At 69.0% G+C, this 17,226-nt stretch carries 14 protein-coding genes; 9 read left to right on the top strand and 5 right to left on the bottom strand.

All coding sequences use genetic code 11. The annotated features are described in order from the left end of the window. Positions 1-157: 157 nt before the first annotated feature. The 3 genes from amaB to V5F26_RS00970 all read left to right on the top strand — a co-directional run bounded on the left by amaB (position 158) and on the right by V5F26_RS00970 (position 3,540). On the top strand, positions 158-1,675 hold the full coding sequence (gene amaB / locus V5F26_RS00960) for an L-piperidine-6-carboxylate dehydrogenase (RefSeq protein WP_394946702.1): 1,518 nt from the start codon (positions 158-160) through the stop codon (positions 1,673-1,675). 351 nt (positions 1,676-2,026) lie between these two features. After that, a complete protein-coding gene (locus V5F26_RS00965; protein ID WP_394946703.1) occupies positions 2,027-2,863 on the top strand; it encodes a DUF2092 domain-containing protein in 837 nt (278 codons plus the stop codon). Between the two features lie 392 nt (positions 2,864-3,255). Beyond that, a complete protein-coding gene (locus tag V5F26_RS00970) occupies positions 3,256-3,540 on the top strand; it encodes a hypothetical protein (protein WP_394946704.1) in 285 nt (94 codons plus the stop codon). A gap of 120 nt (positions 3,541-3,660) precedes the next feature. Here the strand turns inward: V5F26_RS00970 and V5F26_RS00975 are convergent, their stop codons facing one another. Next, positions 3,661-4,515 carry a TetR/AcrR family transcriptional regulator gene (locus tag V5F26_RS00975; RefSeq protein ID WP_394946705.1) on the bottom strand — a complete coding sequence of 285 codons (855 nt, stop codon included), beginning with the start codon at positions 4,513-4,515 and terminating at the stop codon, positions 3,661-3,663. A 230-nt stretch (positions 4,516-4,745) separates the two neighbouring features. Between V5F26_RS00975 and V5F26_RS00980 the strand changes: the two genes are divergently transcribed. The 3 genes from V5F26_RS00980 to V5F26_RS00990 all read left to right on the top strand — a co-directional run bounded on the left by V5F26_RS00980 (position 4,746) and on the right by V5F26_RS00990 (position 9,020). Further along, complete coding sequence (locus V5F26_RS00980; RefSeq protein WP_394946706.1) at positions 4,746-5,942, top strand: acyl-CoA dehydrogenase; 1,197 nt, start codon at positions 4,746-4,748, stop codon at positions 5,940-5,942. A gap of 126 nt (positions 5,943-6,068) precedes the next feature. Then, positions 6,069-7,259 carry a CaiB/BaiF CoA transferase family protein gene (locus V5F26_RS00985; RefSeq protein ID WP_234051008.1) on the top strand — a complete coding sequence of 397 codons (1,191 nt, stop codon included), beginning with the start codon at positions 6,069-6,071 and terminating at the stop codon, positions 7,257-7,259. 138 nt (positions 7,260-7,397) lie between these two features. Further along, positions 7,398-9,020, top strand: a complete 1,623-nt coding sequence (locus V5F26_RS00990) for a cisplatin damage response ATP-dependent DNA ligase (RefSeq protein WP_394946707.1) — start codon at positions 7,398-7,400, stop codon at positions 9,018-9,020. A gap of 69 nt (positions 9,021-9,089) precedes the next feature. On the opposite strand, the gene V5F26_RS00995 is transcribed toward V5F26_RS00990, so the two are convergent. After that, positions 9,090-9,767 (bottom strand): S24 family peptidase, encoded by a 678-nt coding sequence (locus V5F26_RS00995; RefSeq protein WP_234051299.1) that lies wholly within the window; start codon positions 9,765-9,767, stop codon positions 9,090-9,092. A gap of 281 nt (positions 9,768-10,048) precedes the next feature. On the opposite strand from V5F26_RS00995, the gene V5F26_RS01000 reads away from it, so the two are divergent. Continuing rightward, positions 10,049-10,393 carry a DUF952 domain-containing protein gene (locus V5F26_RS01000; protein WP_234051010.1) on the top strand — a complete coding sequence of 115 codons (345 nt, stop codon included), beginning with the start codon at positions 10,049-10,051 and terminating at the stop codon, positions 10,391-10,393. A 6-nt stretch (positions 10,394-10,399) separates the two neighbouring features. On the opposite strand, the gene V5F26_RS01005 is transcribed toward V5F26_RS01000, so the two are convergent. Both V5F26_RS01005 and V5F26_RS01010 read right to left on the bottom strand, forming a co-directional pair. Beyond that, complete coding sequence (locus V5F26_RS01005; RefSeq protein WP_394946708.1) at positions 10,400-11,737, bottom strand: MATE family efflux transporter; 1,338 nt, start codon at positions 11,735-11,737, stop codon at positions 10,400-10,402. A gap of 10 nt (positions 11,738-11,747) precedes the next feature. After that, positions 11,748-12,020, bottom strand: coding sequence for a DUF6460 domain-containing protein (locus V5F26_RS01010; RefSeq protein ID WP_394056101.1), 273 nt, complete (start codon positions 12,018-12,020; stop codon positions 11,748-11,750). Positions 12,021-12,411: 391 nt separating this feature from the next. Here V5F26_RS01010 and V5F26_RS01015 point away from each other — a divergent pair, with 391 nt between their 5' ends. Beyond that, a complete protein-coding gene (locus V5F26_RS01015; protein WP_394946709.1) occupies positions 12,412-13,692 on the top strand; it encodes a vWA domain-containing protein in 1,281 nt (426 codons plus the stop codon). Between the two features lie 78 nt (positions 13,693-13,770). Here V5F26_RS01015 and V5F26_RS01020 read toward each other — a convergent pair whose 3' ends face one another. Then, positions 13,771-15,363 carry a sodium:solute symporter family transporter gene (locus V5F26_RS01020; RefSeq protein WP_394946710.1) on the bottom strand — a complete coding sequence of 531 codons (1,593 nt, stop codon included), beginning with the start codon at positions 15,361-15,363 and terminating at the stop codon, positions 13,771-13,773. Between the two features lie 308 nt (positions 15,364-15,671). Between V5F26_RS01020 and ffh the strand changes: the two genes are divergently transcribed. Then, positions 15,672-17,225 (top strand): signal recognition particle protein, encoded by a 1,554-nt coding sequence (gene ffh / locus V5F26_RS01025; protein WP_394946711.1) that lies wholly within the window; start codon positions 15,672-15,674, stop codon positions 17,223-17,225. The last annotated feature ends 1 nt before the right edge of the window (position 17,226 follow it).

Below are 17,226 nucleotides of genomic sequence, written 5' to 3' on the forward strand. Positions count from 1 at the left end.
ACGCGGCGGCCGGCTGGTTCCCTCCCCATGCGCGAGCGCCATTCCCTCGGCGCCGCTCCGGCGCTATGGGAGGGATCCGCGAGCGGACGGGCGGACCACGCGCCGCCCCACCAAGGACACGAGGAGACGGGCGGTGACGGCGGCGAACCTTCCTCCCATGAACACGTTTCCCGATGCGGCGCGGGAGATCCTCACGCGCCTCGGCGTTCCAGCCACCCGCCTTGCCGGCCCGCGCGCCGCGCGCACCCCGCTGACCGGCGAGATCCTCTCCCATGTTCCCGAGGCCGGGCCGGACCAGGTGGAAGCCGCCCTGGCGCAGGCGGGCGTGGCCTTTCGCGCCTGGCGCGCTCTTCCGCCGCCGCGCCGGGGCGAGCTGGTGCGCCTGTTCGGCGAGGAGCTGCGCGCCGCCAAGGGCGACCTGGCCCGCCTCGTCACCCTGGAAGCGGGCAAGATCCCCTCGGAGGGGGCCGGCGAAGTCCAGGAGATGATCGACATCTGCGATTTCGCCACCGGCCTGTCGCGCCAGCTCCACGGCCTCACCATCGCCAGCGAGCGCGCCGACCACCGCATGATGGAGACCTGGCATCCGCTGGGGCCGGTGGGAGTCATCTCCGCCTTCAATTTCCCGGTGGCCGTGTGGGCGTGGAATGCGGCCCTGGCGCTGGTGTGCGGCGACCCGGTGGTGTGGAAGCCCTCGGAGAAGACCCCCCTGACCGCCCTGGCGGTGGAAGCCGTGTTCGCCCGCGCCACCGCCCGCTTCGGCGGCGCGCCGGAAGGGCTGCTGAGCGTGCTCATCGGCGGGCCCGAAGTGGGCGAGGCGCTGGTGGACGATCCGCGCGTGCCGCTGGTCTCCGCCACCGGCTCCACGGCCATGGGCCGGGCGGTGGCGCCGCGGCTCGCCCAGCGTTTCGCGCGGGCCATCCTGGAGCTTGGCGGCAACAATGCCGCCATCGTCTGCCCCTCCGCGGATATCGAGCTGACGGTGCGGGCCGTGGCCTTCGCCGCCATGGGCACGGCCGGCCAGCGCTGCACGACCCTGCGCCGCCTCATCGTGCACGAGGACATTCACGACACCCTGCTGGAGCGCCTCGGCCGCGCCTATGCATCGGTGAACGTGGGCGATCCCCTGGCGGCGGGCACCCTCGTCGGCCCGCTCATCGACGAGGCCGCGTTCGAGGCCATGCAGGTGGCCCTGGAGGCCGCGCAGGCATCCGGCGGCCGCATCGTCGCGGGTGGCGAGCGGGTGGGTGGCGAGGCCCTGCCCGGTGCCTTCTACGCGCGTCCCGCTTTGGTGGAGATGCCGGAGCAGACCGACACGGTGGCCGCCGAAACCTTCGCGCCCATCCTCTATGTGCTGCGCTATCGCGACCTTGACGCCGCCATCGCCCTGAACAATGCGGTGGGGGCCGGCCTTGCCTCGTCCATCTTCACCACGGACCTTCGGGAGGCGGAGCGCTTCCTTTCAGCGTCGGGCTCCGATTGCGGCATTGCCAATGTGAATATCGGCCCCTCGGGCGCCGAAATCGGCGGGGCCTTCGGCGGCGAGAAGGACACTGGCGGCGGGCGCGAGGCGGGCTCCGACGCCTGGAAGGCCTATATGCGCCGCGCCACCAACACCATCAATTACGGCCACACGCTGCCGCTGGCCCAAGGGGTCGCCTTCGACATCGGCTGATCGGTGCCCGAATGCGGCCTGGCGCCGCACGCCCGGCGCCGCAAGGCCAACGGCCCGCGGCGTGGCCATCGCCAACCTCCACCGCAGGTCGCAGCCCCGCCCGCTTTCGCTATGGGGCTGATTTGCTCTAGCGTTACGGCAAGTCGATGCAAGGGCGAATCGGCGCCCACGCGCGAGGCGCACCGGCCCCCGAGGCCGCCGTGCCTCTTTGCCCGATGTTCGAGGGGGCGAGCCATGCTGATCGAACGAACCGCGCATCGCCCGCCGCCACCGCGGCCTTGTCACAACACGCCGGACCACGGGGGCATTGGCGCCCTTCCGGCATCCCACCCCAGCAGGAAAGGCATGTTCATGCTGCATCCCAAAGGCCTGATCAGATCCATGGCGGCGCTTGCCGTCGCGGGGCTGGTCACGGGCACCGGCGTCCCGCTCGCCATTGCGGCGCCACCCGAGCAGATGGAAGATCGCGCCGCGACCACCATCGACCCCGCCGCCACCGCCGCCCTCTCCGCCATGGGCAAGTATCTCGCCGGCCTGAACAGCTTCGAGCTGACCGCTCGGACCACGATCGAAGTGGTGCTGAAGGACGGACACCAGGTGGAGATCGGCGGCCTGGTCCATTACTGGGTGAAGCGGCCCGACCGGGTGCGCATCGACAGCGAGACGGACACGGTCTCCCGCCAATATTTCTTCGACGGCAAGACCTTCACCGTCGTCGCCCCGCTCCACGGCTACTTCGCCCAGACCGCAGGCAAGGGCAGCATCGGCGAGACGCTCGCCGCCGCCGCCGACACCTTGAACATCGAGGTGCCGCTCGCCGACCTGTTCGCCTGGGGCACGCCGCAGACCCCGCTCAAAGAGTTTGATCGCGGCTTCTATGTGGGCACCGCCAAGATCGACGGCACCGCCACCGAGCATTACGCCCTCATCGGCAAGGACATGGACCTGGAGATCTGGGTTCAGCAGGGTGACATGCCGCTGCCGCTGAAGATTGCCCTGGTGGATCGTCGCGTCGCCGGCAGCCCGCGTTTCTCCGCCACCCTCGCCTGGGTGCCGGCCGCCACCATCCCGGACAGCATCTTCACCTTCACCCCGTCCGACGGCATGGCCCGCATTCCGTTCGGTAAGGCGAATGGCGACACGCCAGCCGGCGCCGCCCCCTCCGACGCGCCCAAGGGAGGCAAGTGATGAAACCTGCGATGTCGAAGCCACGCGCGCTTCGCACCCGCGCGCTGCGGCGCGCCGGGGCCGCCCTCGCTTTGGCCGCCCTCGTTTCGCAGCCGGCGTCCACCGCTCTGGCCGCCGGCTTCCATGGCGGCGGCGGAGGCTTCGGCCACGGCGGCCTCTCCATGGGCGCGCCCCACTTCAATGCCGCGCCCAGCTTCAACGCGAATCCCGCCTTCAACCGGCCGATCCCGCCCGGCCACGCCTTCGTTCCGCCGCCCGGGCCCCATCCCATGCCCGGTCCGGGCCCGCTGCCTCCGGGTCCGGGGCCGCACCCGCTGCCACCCGGGCCGGGACCTGGACCTGGACCTGGACCGCACCCCTTGCCGCCGCCTCCCGGGCCGGGGCCCCATCCCATGCCTCCTCCGCCGCCTCCGGGGCCGGGGCCTTATCCGCCCTATCATCCCGGCTATTGGCCCGGCCCCTATTATCCGAACAATTGGGGCGCGGCGGCCGCTGGCGCTGCGGTGGGCGCGGCCATCACGGCCGCGGCCATCGGCTCCTACGTCTATTCGCTGCCGTCCACCTGCTCGCAGGTGATCGTCAACGGCATCGCCTATCAGAGCTGCGGGCCGAACTGGTACCTGCCGCAGTTCCAGGGCGGCAGCGTCGTGTATGAGGTGGTTCCGAACCCCAACTGACAGCAAAGCCGGCGGCGCTTCCAGGCGCCGCCGGCCCCTTCCCAGCTGCCGCGGGCCTTCTCAACTGCCGCCGGCCTTGCCGGCCAGCGCATCAGCGGGCGCCCGGCACGACGGCGCGCCTCAGCCCGGCAGCAGGCCACGCACCAGAAGATCGTGATATTCCAGCGCCACTTCCTCGGCCGACTTGCCCCGGCCCGGGCGGAACCAGCGCACCATCCAGCTCAGCAGCGACAGCACGGCACGGCCGGTCATCGCCTCGCCCACGGCGCGGAACGAACCGTCCGCCACGCCATCGGCGATGATCTCGCGCAGCAGCCCCTCATGGGCGTCGCGCAGGGCCAGCGCATCATCCTTCAGCTCACTGTTCGCCATGCCGGAGAAGCCCACCAGCATGGTGACGAAGCAATCATAATTGTCCGCCAGGAAGCGGGCATGCGCCACCATGTATTGGCGCAATTGGTCCACCGGCGGATCCTGCCGGTTCACCGCGATGGCCGAGGCCTCATACAGGCCGGTCAGGGTGAAGATGATGATGGCGTCATAAATCTCCTGCTTGGAGGAGAAGTAATTGTAGATGGCGCCCTTGGAATAATTCATGGCGCGGGCAAGTTCCGCCAGGGAGCCGGAGGAAAAGCCTTTCTCGGCAAACAGCCGCGCCGCCTGCTGCAGGATTTCCGCGCGCGGATCATCGAGCAGGGGCGGACGCCCCAGCGGCCGCGGCGCCGTGGCCTTCGAAGCAGCGCCCGCCCTGGGCGCACTGGCAACCTTCGGCGTGCTGGCGACCTTGGGGGCGCCCGCGACATCGGGAGGACCGGACGGCGCCGCCGCCCGTTCGCAGCCCGCTTTCGGCGCCCGCGCCTTACGGCTCGGGGCAGGAGGCCTGGTTCCGACATCGGCGGCCGTCTCCACCGGGGGCGCGAGGCTCGACGCCTTGCCGCGCCGGACCCGCGCCGGCTTTAGCTCCTTCTCGCTCAACCCATCCTCCCCCGGCACGCCTCGATGCGCGTCTTGTTCCCGCCTCGCGTTATTCCTGCCGCGCGGCCATCGGCAGCCTCGGGCCACCCCGCTCTTAACGTTCGCAGGGCGCAGGCGAAACCCACCCGGTGCGGCGCGGCGCACAAGACCCTTGACCGCGCCCTTCGAATTATATACCGACTGGTCGGAAAGTAAATCACGGCGACCAACCATACCGAGGAGACACGTCCATGGCCGCATCGTCCGCCAAGCCGAAGTTCGACTGGGCCGATCCGTTCGATTTCGAGAGCCAGCTCAACGAGGAAGAGCGGCTGGTGCGCGACACCGCGCGTGACTATGCGCAGGAAAAGCTGCTGCCGCGCGTGACCTCCGCCTATCTCGACGAGCGCTTCGACCGCGAGATCATGAATGAGATGGGCGAGCTCGGCCTGCTCGGCTGCACCATCTCCCCGGAATACGGCGGAGCCGGCCTCAACTACGTGTCCTACGGCCTCGCCGCCCGTGAGGTGGAGCGGGTGGATTCCGGCTATCGCTCGGCCATGAGCGTGCAGTCGTCCCTCGTGATGCACCCCATCAACGCCTACGGCACCGAGGAGCAGAAGAAGAAGTATCTGCCCAAGCTCGCCACCGGCGAGTGGGTGGGCTGCTTCGGCCTCACCGAGCCCGACGCCGGCTCCGACCCGGCCGGCATGCGCACCCGCGCCGAGAAAATCGACGGCGGCTATCGCCTCAAGGGCGCCAAGATGTGGATCACCAACTCCCCCATCGCCGACCTCGCGGTGGTGTGGGCGAAGTCGGCGGCCCATGACGGCGCCATCAAGGGCTTCGTCGTGGAGCGCGGCACCAAGGGCTTCACCACCCCGAAGATCGAGGGCAAGCTGTCGCTGCGCGCCTCCATCACCGGCGAGATTGTGCTCGACGATGTGGAGATCCCGGAAGAGAACCTGCTGCCCAACGTGTCCGGCCTCGCTGGCCCCTTCGGCTGCCTGAACCGCGCCCGCTACGGCATCGGCTGGGGCGCCATCGGCGCGGCGGAAGCCTGCTTCGCCCAGGCCCGCCAGTACACTCTGGACCGCAAGCAATTCGGCCGCCCGCTGGCCAACACCCAGCTGGTGCAGAAGAAGCTGGCCGACATGGCGACCGAAATCGCCCTGGGCCTGCAGCTCGCTCTGCGCGCCGGCCACATGATGGACGCGGGCACGCTGCCGGTGGAGACCATCTCCTTCCTGAAGCGCAACAATTGCGGCAAGGCCCTCGACATCGCCCGCACCGCCCGCGACATGCACGGCGGCAACGGCATCTCGGCCGAGTTCCACGTGATCCGTCACGCGGCCAACCTCGAGACCGTGAACACCTATGAGGGCACCCACGACATCCACGCCCTCATCATCGGACGCGCCATCACCGGCCTTCAGGCGTTCTTCTGATCGGCGCTCTCCCGAGCGCCCTTGTGCCCTCTCCCCTCGCGGGAGAGGTTAGGGCGAGATTCCGCCCCGCCTTTCCCCTCTCCCCCGCGGGAGAGGGGCCCTTATTTCCGAGTTGGAAGAGTTGACATGTCCGCCGAAAAGCCCGCCCCCCTTGCTGGTCTTCGCGTCCTCGAACTCGCGCGCATCCTTGCCGGCCCCTGGTGCGGCCAGATGCTGGCCGATCTCGGCGCGGAAGTGATCAAGGTGGAGCGCCCGGGCGCCGGCGACGACACCCGCACCTGGGGCCCGCCCTTCCTTAAGGGCGCCGACGGGGCCGAGCTGGGCGCAGCCTATTTCCACGCCACCAATCGCGGCAAGCGTTCCGTGGCCATTGATTTCGAGACCGCCGAGGGCCAGGCGGCCATCCGCGCGCTGGCGTCCCAGTGCGATGTGGTCATCGAGAATTTCAAGCTCGGCGGCCTCAAGAAATACGGGCTCGATTATGAGAGCCTGAAAAAGGTCAATCCGCGCCTCGTCTATTGCTCGGTCACCGGCTTCGGCCAGGACGGCCCCTATGCGCCGCGCGCGGGCTATGACTTCCTGGTGCAGGGCATGGGCGGCATCATGGACCTGACCGGCGACCCCGACGGCGAGCCACAGAAGGTGGGCGTCGCCTTTGCCGACATCTTTACCGGCCTTTACGGCACCATCGGCATTCTCGCCGCCTTGCGGCGCCGCGAGACCACGGGCGAAGGCGGCTATGTGGACATGGCCCTGCTCGACACCCAGGTGGGCGTGCTCGCCAACCAGGCCATGAACTACCTCGCCTCCGGCAAGGCGCCCAAGCGCATGGGCAATGCGCACCCCAATATCGTGCCCTATCAGGTCTTCCCCTGCGCGGACGGCTATTTCATCGCCGCCGTGGGCAATGATGGGCAGTTCACCCGCTTCTGCGCGGTGCTCGGTGCGCCCGAGCTTGCCGGAAACGACGACTTCAAGACCAATCCGGCCCGCGTTGCCCATCGGGCGGACCTGGTGCCGCAGCTCTCGGCCCTCACCCAGACCTTCAAGCGCGATGACCTGCTTGCCGCCCTGGAGAAGCAGGGCGTGCCGGCCGGCCCCATCAACACCGTGCCCCAGGTGTTCGCCGATCCGCAGGTGATCCATCGCGGGCTGCGCGTGGACCTGCCCGAGGCCGGCGGCGGCACGGTGCCCGCCGTGGGCAGCCCCATCGTCCTCGATGGCGAGCGGCAGGTGGCCAAGACCGCCAGCCCCCGTCTCGGCGCCGACACCGAGGCGGTGATGGCGCTCATCAAGGACATCATCGGAAAGGTGTGACGGCGAAAGCCGTCTCACCCGTCGGACGGCGGCGAACGGGCGGGGGTCCGCCCGCCGTCCGACCACCCCTTCCGAGGCCGCCGCCTTGCTCGCGCCACCGGGAAGTGACATGGGTAAAGAGCCCATGATCCGCCTCCCATGAACCGCTTCGCCGCCCTCATCGACCGGCTCGGCTTCGAGCCGGGGCGCAATGCCAAGATCCGCCTGATGGCGGACTATTTCCGCTCGACGCCCGATCCCGAGCGCGGCTTTGCCCTGGCCGCCCTCACCGGCGCCTTCTCCTTCGCCAATGCCAAGCCGGCTTTGGTGCGCACGCTCATCATGGAGCGGGCGGACCCGGTACTGTTCGAGATCTCCTACGATTATGTGGGCGATCTGGCGGAAACCGTCGCCCTCATGTGGCCCAAGGCAGAGGGCGCGGAGGCGCACGCGCCCCTGCTCTCGCGGATCGTGCAGGATCTTGCCACCCTGCCCAAAACGCGCCTGCCGGGCGCGCTCGCCACCTGGCTCGACGGGCTCGACGAAACCGGCCGCTGGGCGCTCTTGAAGCTCATCACCGGCGCGCTGCGCGTGGGCGCCTCCGCCCGGCTGGCCAAGACCGCCGTGGCGAGCCTCGGCCCCCTCACCGCCGACGACGTGGAGCTGGTGTGGCCGGGCCTGAGCCCGCCTTACACCGCGCTGTTCGCCTGGGCGGAGGGCCGGGGCCCGCGCCCGGAAACCACCAATCCCGCGCCCTTCCGCCCCGTGATGCTGGCTCATGCCATCGAGGAGGCGGACTTCTCCACCCTCGCGCCGGGCGACTTTTCGGCGGAATGGAAATGGGACGGCATCCGCGTGCAGGCGGTGGCGGGCGTGGATGGCGCCGGGCAGAAGGTGACGCGCCTTTATTCCCGCACCGGCGAGGACATTTCCGCAGCCTTTCCCGATGTGCTGGAGGCGCTGGACTTCGAGGGCGCGCTGGATGGCGAGCTGCTGATCGTGCGCGCGGGGCGGGTGGAGCCGTTCGGCGTTCTCCAGCAGCGGCTCAACCGCAAGAGCGTCACCCGCAAGCTGCTCACCGATTTTCCCGCCCACATCCGCGCCTATGACCTGCTGGCGGAGGGCACGCAGGACCTGCGCGACCAGCCCTTCACCGCGCGACGCGCCCGCCTGGAAGCACTGGTGGCGAAAATGGGCTCTCCGCGGCTCGACCTCTCAGCCTTGGTGCCGTTCTCGAGCTGGGACGACCTCGCCGCCGCCCGCGCCAACCCCGCCGCGGCGGGCGGGGATGCGGAAGCCGTGGAAGGCGTGATGATGAAGCGCGCCGACAGCCTTTATCTCCCCGGTCGCCCCAAGGGGCCATGGTGGAAATGGAAGCGCGATCCGCACACGGTGGATGCCGTTCTGATGTATGCCCAGCACGGTCACGGCAAGCGCTCATCCTATTATTCAGACTACACTTTCGGCGTCTGGACGGCGGGGGAGGATGGCGATGTCCTGGTGTCTGTGGGCAAGGCCTATTCCGGTTTCACGGACGAGGAGCTGAAGACCATCGACGCCTTCGTGCGCAAGAACACCGTCAACCGCTTCGGGCCGGTGCGGGAGGTGGTTCACGAGAAGGAGGCGGGGCTGGTGCTGGAGGTGGCGTTCGAGGGCCTTTCCCGCTCGCCGCGTCACAGCTCCGGCCTCGCCATGCGCTTTCCCCGCATCGCGCGTCTGAGATGGGACAAGCCACCGGGAGAGGCGGACCGGCTGGAGGCGCTGGAAGCGCTCCTGAAATAGACCGCGCCGACGCCTGATCCGCCTCAAGCTCCTGCCGCAAGCCGTCGTCCGCTTCGCTTGAAAGCGCCCCTATTGGCTTGCCCACACGATGCGGGCCATCCACTCCACCTGGTCGAGAGGCAGCAGGCGGTCCTCGTGGGCGGGGTTGAGGGAGCGCAGCTCGATCTGGCGGGCGGTCTTGCGCACCAGCTCCTTGGCCATCACCTCGCCCTCGCGGGTCTTCACCACCACCCGGTCGCCCCGGCGGATGTCCGCCTGGGGCGAGACCACCACGATGTCGCCATTGCGATACACCGGCTCCATGGAATCCCCGGCGATCTCCAGCGCGTAAGCGTGGGGGTCCTTCACCTCGGGAAACATGATCTCGTCCCAGCCCGCCCCCACCGGAAACCCTGCATCGCCGAAAAAGCCGCCGCGGCCGGCCTGCGCGAAACCGATCTGGGGAATGGAATGGATCGTTCCCTTCATGGGCGTCGCTTCCTCCTCGAAGCCGTCGCCGCCCAGATGGCCGGACAGCTCCGGCTCCAGCAAAGCGAAGAAATGCTCCACGCTGGTGCCGGTGGCATCCAGCGCCTTGGCGATGCTCTCGGTGGAGGGCCAGCGCGGCCGCCCATCCGTGGTGACCCGCTTCGAACGATTGAAGGTTGTGGGATCGAGCCCCGCCCGCTTGGCGAGACCGGACGTGGACAGCCCATGCTGCTCGGCCAGCTGATCCACCGCCCTCCAGATCTGCCCGTGGGTGAGCATGGTCATGTCGTGTCCTCGCGAGCCTTGCACATGATATGAATTTGTTCCCTATTTGTCCAGGAACCAAATCCTATTGCAACCAAATCACAACCATACCGCGCATTACGGCGTGTGTTATGCACGAAAATCACGGGGCTCCGCCTGTCCGGATGAATCAGGGCATAAATCAGGGCCCGTATCGGGGGAGGACGCTAGGTCCCTTCGCCTTTGCCTCACCGGCGCCCGGTTCGCGTGGAAAAGGCAGCGGATAGACCCATGATCCAATGCCGCAGGGAGCCCCCATGTCTCGCCCCATCTACAAGATCAGCCCCTCGGGCCTCTGGGCCAGGGCCGAGGCCGAAGGCGCCTTCACCGGTGCGGCGGTGGATCTGGCGGACGGCTTCGTTCATTTTTCCACCGCCGCGCAGGTGCGCGAAACGGCGGCACGCCACTTCGCAGAGGCCACCGACCTGAAGCTGGTGGCCGTGGATGCGGCCGCCTTGGGCGATGCGCTGAAATGGGAGCCCTCGCGCGGCGGCGCCCTGTTTCCACACCTTTACGCACCATTGCCCCTTTCCGCGGTGATCTGGGTGAAGGATCTCCCCCTCGGCGCCGATGGCGCCCACATATTCCCGCCGCTGGATTGACGCGCTTCAGGCAACCGCGAACGTGCGGCGCATCAGGGATGGCAGGCGCAGCGCCTGCAGCACGCCGCGCGCCACCAGGAACACCATCAGCGCGGCCCACAGCCCGTCATTGCCGAATGATCGCAGGGCCCACCAGGCGGCGAGATAAAAGCCCACCGCCACCAGCATCAGGTTGCGCATGTCGCGCGACCACAGGGCGCCGATGAAGACCCCATCGAAAGCAAAGGCGCCCACCCCCACCACCGGCAGCAGCGCCGCGTAGACAAGGTAGCGCCGCGCCTCATCGCGCACCTGCGCGCTGGTGCTCATCAGGTCGATCAGCGCCGGCCCCGCCAGCAGGTAGAGCGCGCCAGCCGCGAGGGCGAAGCCGAAGCCCCACATCAGCACCAGCTCGATGCCGCGCGCGAAATCGCTCCGCCGGCGCGCACCCACGGCGGCCCCGCACACCTGCTCGGCGGCGGTGGCGAATCCGTCGAGGAAATAGGCGGCCAGAAGGCCCAGATTCTGCAGCAGCGCATTGGCCGCCAGGGTCACATCCCCCGCCCGCGCCCCCTGTGCCGCGAAGAAGAAGAAGGCGAACATCAGCGCCGCCGTGCGGATCATGATGTCGCCATTGAGCAGCAGGGCCTCGCGCAGCCGCGCGGCATCGCGCAGCACCGCCCCGGGGACGCCGCGAAACAGGCCTGCCGGCCCGCCGCCCAGCAGGCGCACGCACACCGCGAGCCCCGCCACCGTGCCCGCCGCCTCGGCCACCAGCGTTCCGGCCGCGGCCCCCGCGATACCGAGCCCCGCGCCCAGCACCAGCACGATGGTGAGCGCCATGTTGAGCAGGTTCATGCCCATCTGCACCGCCAGCGCCCGCCCGGTGCGCGCAAGCCCCGTGAGCCAGCCCAGAATCGCGTAATTGGCCAGGCTGAACGGCGCCGCGAAAATGCGGACATGGTAGTAATCTGCGACCGCCCCGCTGACTTCGGCGCTGGCCCCCGCCAGCTTCAGGGCCAGGGCGAGAATGGGCACCTGCAGCAGCACCAGCGCCCCGCCGCAGAGCATGGCGATGAGCAGCGCGCGGGCGAGCACCGCCCTCTTCTCCACCCCATCGCCCCGCCCCACCGCCTGGGCGGCGAGCCCCACCGTGCCCATGCGCAGGAAGCCGAAGCCCCAGAACAACATGTCGAAGATGACGGAAGCCAGCGCCACCCCGCCGAGCAGAGCCGCATCGCCGAGGCGCCCCACCACCGCGGCGTCCACCACCCCCAGCAGCGGCGTGGTGAGATGCGCCACCGTCATGGGCAGGGCGATGGCGAGCACCCGCCGGTGCGTGACGGGCCCCTCGCCCCCGCTCATGGGCGCCGTCTCAGCGCCGGGCGCTCGCGATGCGCAGGATGAGCCACAGCGGCACCACGATGACCGCGCCCAGCAGGAAGTAGCGCCACAGCCGCTCAACCGCCTCGAAGCCGAAGGAGAACAGGCTGCGCACCAGCCGTTCCAGGCTCTGGAAGATATTCATGGGATCGAGCCCCAGCGCCGCCATGATCACGCCCACCACGACCGACAACACCACGAGGCGCACCAGCACCCAGGCGGGCGAGCCGCCAAAGAAGCGGGTGAGCTCGTTATTGTCCGACATGGCGCGTCTCCTGTGCTCTGCGTCGTTTAGAGCAAATTCAGCCAAAGTGTAACGCGGTTTTGCGTCCGCATCCGCGATCTCCCAAGACGCCGGGGCAGGTTCCAGCAACCCGGGCGCGAGCATCGTCCCCCAGCGCAGGCCCGGTCGCGCCGGGACGATTCTCGCACACAAACTGCGGGACCACATCGCCCATCCCCTGCAACGGGGGCGCCCCTTGGCAGGGCGCTCGGGCGAGGGGCGCCGGGCCATGATCCGCTCGACACGGGGCGCGTCTGCCGCTACGGCATTGCCGCAGCTTCGCACGCGCCCTCGCACGGCGCGTCGCAGGACCATCGACGGACACATGCGGGCGCCGGCGAAAGCACGCGGCCGCGAGGAGATGAGGCCCCCGATGACTTTCACCCTGCCCCGCCTTTGCGCCGCGTTCGCCCTCGCCCTGTCGCTCCTGCTGGGTCCGGCCCCCGCCTCTCCCGCCAGGGCCGCCGCGGAACCGGCGCGGACCATCATCATTCTCGACGGTTCCGGCTCCATGTGGGGGGTCGCCGGTGGCAAGCGCAAGCTGGTGGTGGCGCGGGAGACGGTGGAGAATGTGATGTCCCGGCTGCCGGCCGACCGCGAGGTGGGGCTGATGGCCTATGGCCACCGCCGCAAGGGCGACTGCGGCGACATCGAATTGCTGGTGCCGCCCGCCGCGAATTCCGGCCCGGCCGTGCGCGAGGCGGTGAAGTCCCTGCGCTTTCTTGGCATGACGCCGCTCTCCGCCGCCCTGCGCAAGGCCGCCGAGGCCCTGCGCTACACCGAGGGCCCGGCCACCGTGGTGCTCGTGACCGACGGCATCGAGACCTGCGACGCCGACCCCTGCGCCACCGCCGCCGAGCTGGAGAAGGCGGGCGTCGCCTTCACCGCCCATGTGATCGGCTTCGGCCTCACGCGCGAAGAGGGCGCCCAGGTGGCCTGCATCGCGCAGAAGACCGGCGGCCGCTATATCGAAGCGCGCGACGGCGCCTCCCTCGACAAGGCCCTCACCGAAACCGTGAGTGACGCGCCGCCCGCCAAGCCGGAACCCCAGCCCAAGGCCGCAACCCACCATCCCGGCGCCCCCATGATGCTGAATGTGGGACTGACCCCCACCGGCCGGACCACGGCGGCCAAGGCCACCCCGGTGACGCAGCCCAGCTTCCCGCCCACCGGCACCATCGCCCAGTGCGAAGCCGCCTGCACCTCCGATGCCGCCTGCGCCGCCTGGCGTTATGACCCCAAGGGCAGCTATTTCATCGACCATGCGCGCTGCGCCCTGTTCGACGGCGCGACGGAATTCGAAATCGAGCACTTCGACCCTGCTGACGGCTGGGCCTCCGGAATTAAAGACGGTCATCGGATGCTGGTGCGTCCGTATCTCATCGCCGTGACCTTCCAGGCCGACGGCGCCGATGCGCCCGTCTCCTGGTCGGCCGTGCCCGCCCCCGGCCAGACCCTGCCGCCCGAGGCCTGGGGCGCGGCCGAAGCCAGCGCCGACCCGGTGCGCGGCGAATTCCTGCCCGGCACCTATGACGTGCTCGGCACGGTCACGGAGGGCCCCTCGGCCGGCGCCACCTTTGGCGCGCAGGTGAAGATCAGCCCCACCAGCCAGACCGCCTTCACCATCCCCCGCGCCGCCAAGCCGGCACGATAGGGCGCCTCAAGCGAAGGGGATCCCCCTTCGCACTGAGAGTGCGCGCCAACGCAATGGTCCGGGGTCTGGCGCCTCCCTTCAGCGGAAGATCCAGACCACGCAGGCCACCGCGAGCAGCACCAGCAGCGCCGGCAAGCGATAATCCGCGACCCCGCGCCAGGGGCCGCAACTGTCCGCCCGTCGCCACAGGCTGATGTCGCCCCGCTCCGGTCCCGGCTTCGGAAAAATGCGGCTGACGCTCACGCCCACCAGCGCGGATGCGAGGGTCGAGAGGCCCGCCACCACCGTGAAATGCGGCAGCGGATCCATCATCCCGCTCCGCGCGAAATAGGCGCGCAGCGCCAGCAGCCCGAGCCCGAGCCCATGGCCAAACACCAGCGTGGTGAGGGCACCGATCGCCGTCATGCGCGGCCAGAACATGCCGAGCAGGAACACCGCCACCACGGGCGGCACCGCATAGGAGAACACCTGCTGGATATAATTGAAGAGCCCGGGAAAATCGCGGATCACCAAGGGCCAGAAGGCGGCCACGACGATGAACAGGCCGGTGACCACCCGCCCCAGGCGCACCGCCCTCTCAGGGCTCCAGTCGCGGCCGTGTGCACCCGCGAAATCATACATCACCAGGGTGGCGGCCGAATTAAGGGTGGAATCGATGGTGGACATGATGGCGGCCAAGAGCCCCGACAGCACCAGCCCGACGACGCCCACCGGCAGGAAATGGCTCACCATCATCGGAAACACCTGGTCGCCGTTGTCGAGGGGCGGCAGCAGCGCCACCGCGAGCGCCGCCGGCAGGGCCATCATGAACAAGGGCAGGATTTTCAATGCCGCCGCCAGCAGCGCCCCTCGCCGCGCCGCCTCCAGCGAGCGCGCGCCGAGCACCCGCTGCATGATGTATTGGTTCGCCCCCCAATAATAAAAGCCGAGCACCGGCAGACCGAGCAGCACCCCGGTCCATGGCATGCTTGGATCGGAAGCCGGGCGAACGAGGCTCAAATGCTCCGCCGGCACCGCCGCCGCCATGGCCGAAAAGGAAAAGCCGAAGCGCGCGAACACCTCATAGCTGAGCGCCATCGAACCGGCGATGAGCACCAAAGCCTGGATGACATCCGTATAGACAACACCGCGCAATCCGCCGGCCAGGGTATAGGCCCCAGCGAACAGGGCGAGGCCGATGCAAGCGGGCACGAACGGTAGACCCGGCACCAGAACCTGAAGCACCAGGATGCCCGCATAGACGCTGCCGGCCGCATCCACGAAAATGGAAAGGAAGATCGTCAGCGCCGACACATAGCGCTGCACGCCCACGCCGAACCGCCGGCCCAGATATTCCGGAATGGTGGTGAGATGGGTGCGCAGCAGCACGGGAATGGTGAACACCGCCATGCCCACCAGGATCACCGCCGCCCACAGCTCGTAGTGAGCAACCCCGATCCCATCCGTGTAGGCCGCTCCCGCGACGCCGATGAGCGTGGTGGAGGAGATGTTCGACGCGAACAGCGACAGGCCGATAGCGACGCCACCGAGACTGCGACCGGCCAGGAACAACTCTTCCGCCGAAGTGGATTTACGCGAGACGATGACGCCGATGACGGCCACCACCACAAGATAACCGACGATGACACCGAGATCGATGGAATGCAGAGAGATCATATCGGGCGACGTCACGTCCCTTCTGTCTCGAAGATGCGCAAACATCTTCTGCCATTGGAGGACGGCGCCGAGATCCACGGGCACCGATGCGGGGAATGACTCCCGTTAACACGATGACCCCCCGGTGTGAACCGCTGCGACCCGCCATTTCGAGCGGATTTGCTTCCCAGCGGGAAACCTGCTAAGCACCGCCACTTCACGAGGACGGCTACGCCGATCCGCCGACCGGACCTAAGGGTCCGGAGGTCACCGCCCGACAGCGCGTTGCGCCCTCGGGCGCGTTTGGCGTTGCCTCCACGCTCGTGAACCGAAACAGGACGCCCATGTTCGATAACCTCTCCGACCGCCTCGGCGGCATACTCGACAAGCTGAAGCGACGCGGCGCGCTGACCGAAGCCGACGTCGGCGAGGCCATGCGCGAGGTGCGCCGCGCGCTCATCGAGGCGGACGTCGCCCTCGACGTGGTGCGCTCGTTCACCGACCGCGTGAAGAAGCGCGCCGTCGGCATCGAGGTCATCAAGTCGGTGACCCCCGGCCAGATGGTGGTCAAGATCGTCCATGACGAGCTGGTCGCCACCCTGGGGTCGGATGCAGATCCCATCGATCTCAATGCGCCCGCGCCTTTGCCCATCCTGATGGTGGGTCTTCAGGGCTCGGGCAAGACCACCTCCACCGCCAAGATCGCCAAGCGCCTCACCGAGCGCAACAAGCGCCGGGTGCTGATGGCCTCGCTCGACACCCGCCGTCCGGCGGCCATGGAGCAGCTGGCCACCCTCGGCACCCAGGTGGAAGTGGCCACCCTTCCCATCGTCGCCGGCCAGAGCGCGGTGCAGATCGCCAAGCGCGCCCTCGATGCCGCCAAGCTCGGCGGCTACGACGTGGTGATGCTCGACACCGCCGGTCGCGTCACGCTGGACGAGGCGCTGATGGCGGAGGTGGCCGAGGTGAAGGCCGCCACGGGCCCGCACGAAGTGCTGCTGGTGGCCGACAGCCTCACCGGCCAGGACGCGGTGAACACCGCCAAGGCGTTCGACGAGCGCGTGGGCCTCACCGGCATCGTGCTCACCCGCGCCGACGGCGACGGGCGTGGCGGCGCGGCGCTCTCCATGCGCGCGGTCACCGGCAAGCCCATCAAGCTGCTCGGCACCGGCGAAAAGATGGACGCGCTGGAGGATTTCGATCCCCATCGCGTGGCCGGCCGCATCCTGGGCATGGGCGACGTGGTGGCCCTGGTGGAGAAGGCCGCCGAGGCCATCGACATCGAAAAGGCCAAGGCCACCGCCGAGCGCATGCGCAAGGGCACCTTCGACCTGGAAGACCTGCGCGGCCAGCTCATCCAGATGCAGAAGATGGGCGGGCTCGGCGGCCTCATGGGCATGCTGCCCGGCGTCGCCAAGGTGAAGAACCAGATCGCCTCCGCCAATCTGGACGACAAGGTGTTCAAGCGGCAGGTGGCCATCATCGGCTCGATGACGGCCAAGGAGCGTGCCCACCCCAAACTGCTCGACGCCTCGCGCAAGCGCCGCATCGCCGCCGGCTCCGGCACCAAGGTGGAGGAGATCAACCGCCTCCTGAAGATGCACCGCCAGATGGCGGATGTGATGAAGGCCATGGGTGGCAAGGCCGGCAAGCGTGGGCCCCTGGCGGGCCTGGCCAACATGATGGGCTTCGGCGGCGGGGCACCCTCACCCGAAATGCTGCAGGACATGGCGGAGAAGATGGGCGCGGGCGGCGCCGGCGCGGCGGGCGGCGGCCTGCCCCCGAACTTCCCGGGCCTGCCCGGCGGGGGCCTGCCGCCCAATTTCCCCGGCGGCCTGCCGGGCCTGCCGGGACTTCCCAAGGGCCTGCCGGGACTGGGGAAGCCCAAGAAGAAATGAG

The organism is Xanthobacter variabilis (assembly GCF_043831965.2).
GTDB lineage: Bacteria > Pseudomonadota > Alphaproteobacteria > Rhizobiales > Xanthobacteraceae > Xanthobacter.

Excerpts from the sequence above, each read along its gene's own strand:
- V5F26_RS00985 (WP_234051008.1), top strand. The coding sequence starts at position 6,069 with ATGTCCGCCGAAAAGCCCGCCCCCCTTGCTGGTCTTCGCGTCCTCGAA.
- V5F26_RS01005 (WP_394946708.1), bottom strand. The coding sequence starts at position 11,737 with ATGAGCGGGGGCGAGGGGCCCGTCACGCACCGGCGGGTGCTCGCCATC.
- ffh (WP_394946711.1), top strand. The coding sequence starts at position 15,672 with ATGTTCGATAACCTCTCCGACCGCCTCGGCGGCATACTCGACAAGCTG.
- V5F26_RS00965 (WP_394946703.1), top strand. The coding sequence starts at position 2,027 with ATGCTGCATCCCAAAGGCCTGATCAGATCCATGGCGGCGCTTGCCGTC.
- V5F26_RS01015 (WP_394946709.1), top strand. The coding sequence starts at position 12,412 with ATGACTTTCACCCTGCCCCGCCTTTGCGCCGCGTTCGCCCTCGCCCTG.
- V5F26_RS01010 (WP_394056101.1), bottom strand. The coding sequence starts at position 12,020 with ATGTCGGACAATAACGAGCTCACCCGCTTCTTTGGCGGCTCGCCCGCC.
- V5F26_RS01000 (WP_234051010.1), top strand. The coding sequence starts at position 10,049 with ATGTCTCGCCCCATCTACAAGATCAGCCCCTCGGGCCTCTGGGCCAGG.
- V5F26_RS00970 (WP_394946704.1), top strand. The coding sequence starts at position 3,256 with ATGCCTCCTCCGCCGCCTCCGGGGCCGGGGCCTTATCCGCCCTATCAT.
- V5F26_RS00980 (WP_394946706.1), top strand. The coding sequence starts at position 4,746 with ATGGCCGCATCGTCCGCCAAGCCGAAGTTCGACTGGGCCGATCCGTTC.
- V5F26_RS00990 (WP_394946707.1), top strand. The coding sequence starts at position 7,398 with ATGAACCGCTTCGCCGCCCTCATCGACCGGCTCGGCTTCGAGCCGGGG.
- amaB (WP_394946702.1), top strand. The coding sequence starts at position 158 with ATGAACACGTTTCCCGATGCGGCGCGGGAGATCCTCACGCGCCTCGGC.
- V5F26_RS00995 (WP_234051299.1), bottom strand. The coding sequence starts at position 9,767 with ATGCTCACCCACGGGCAGATCTGGAGGGCGGTGGATCAGCTGGCCGAG.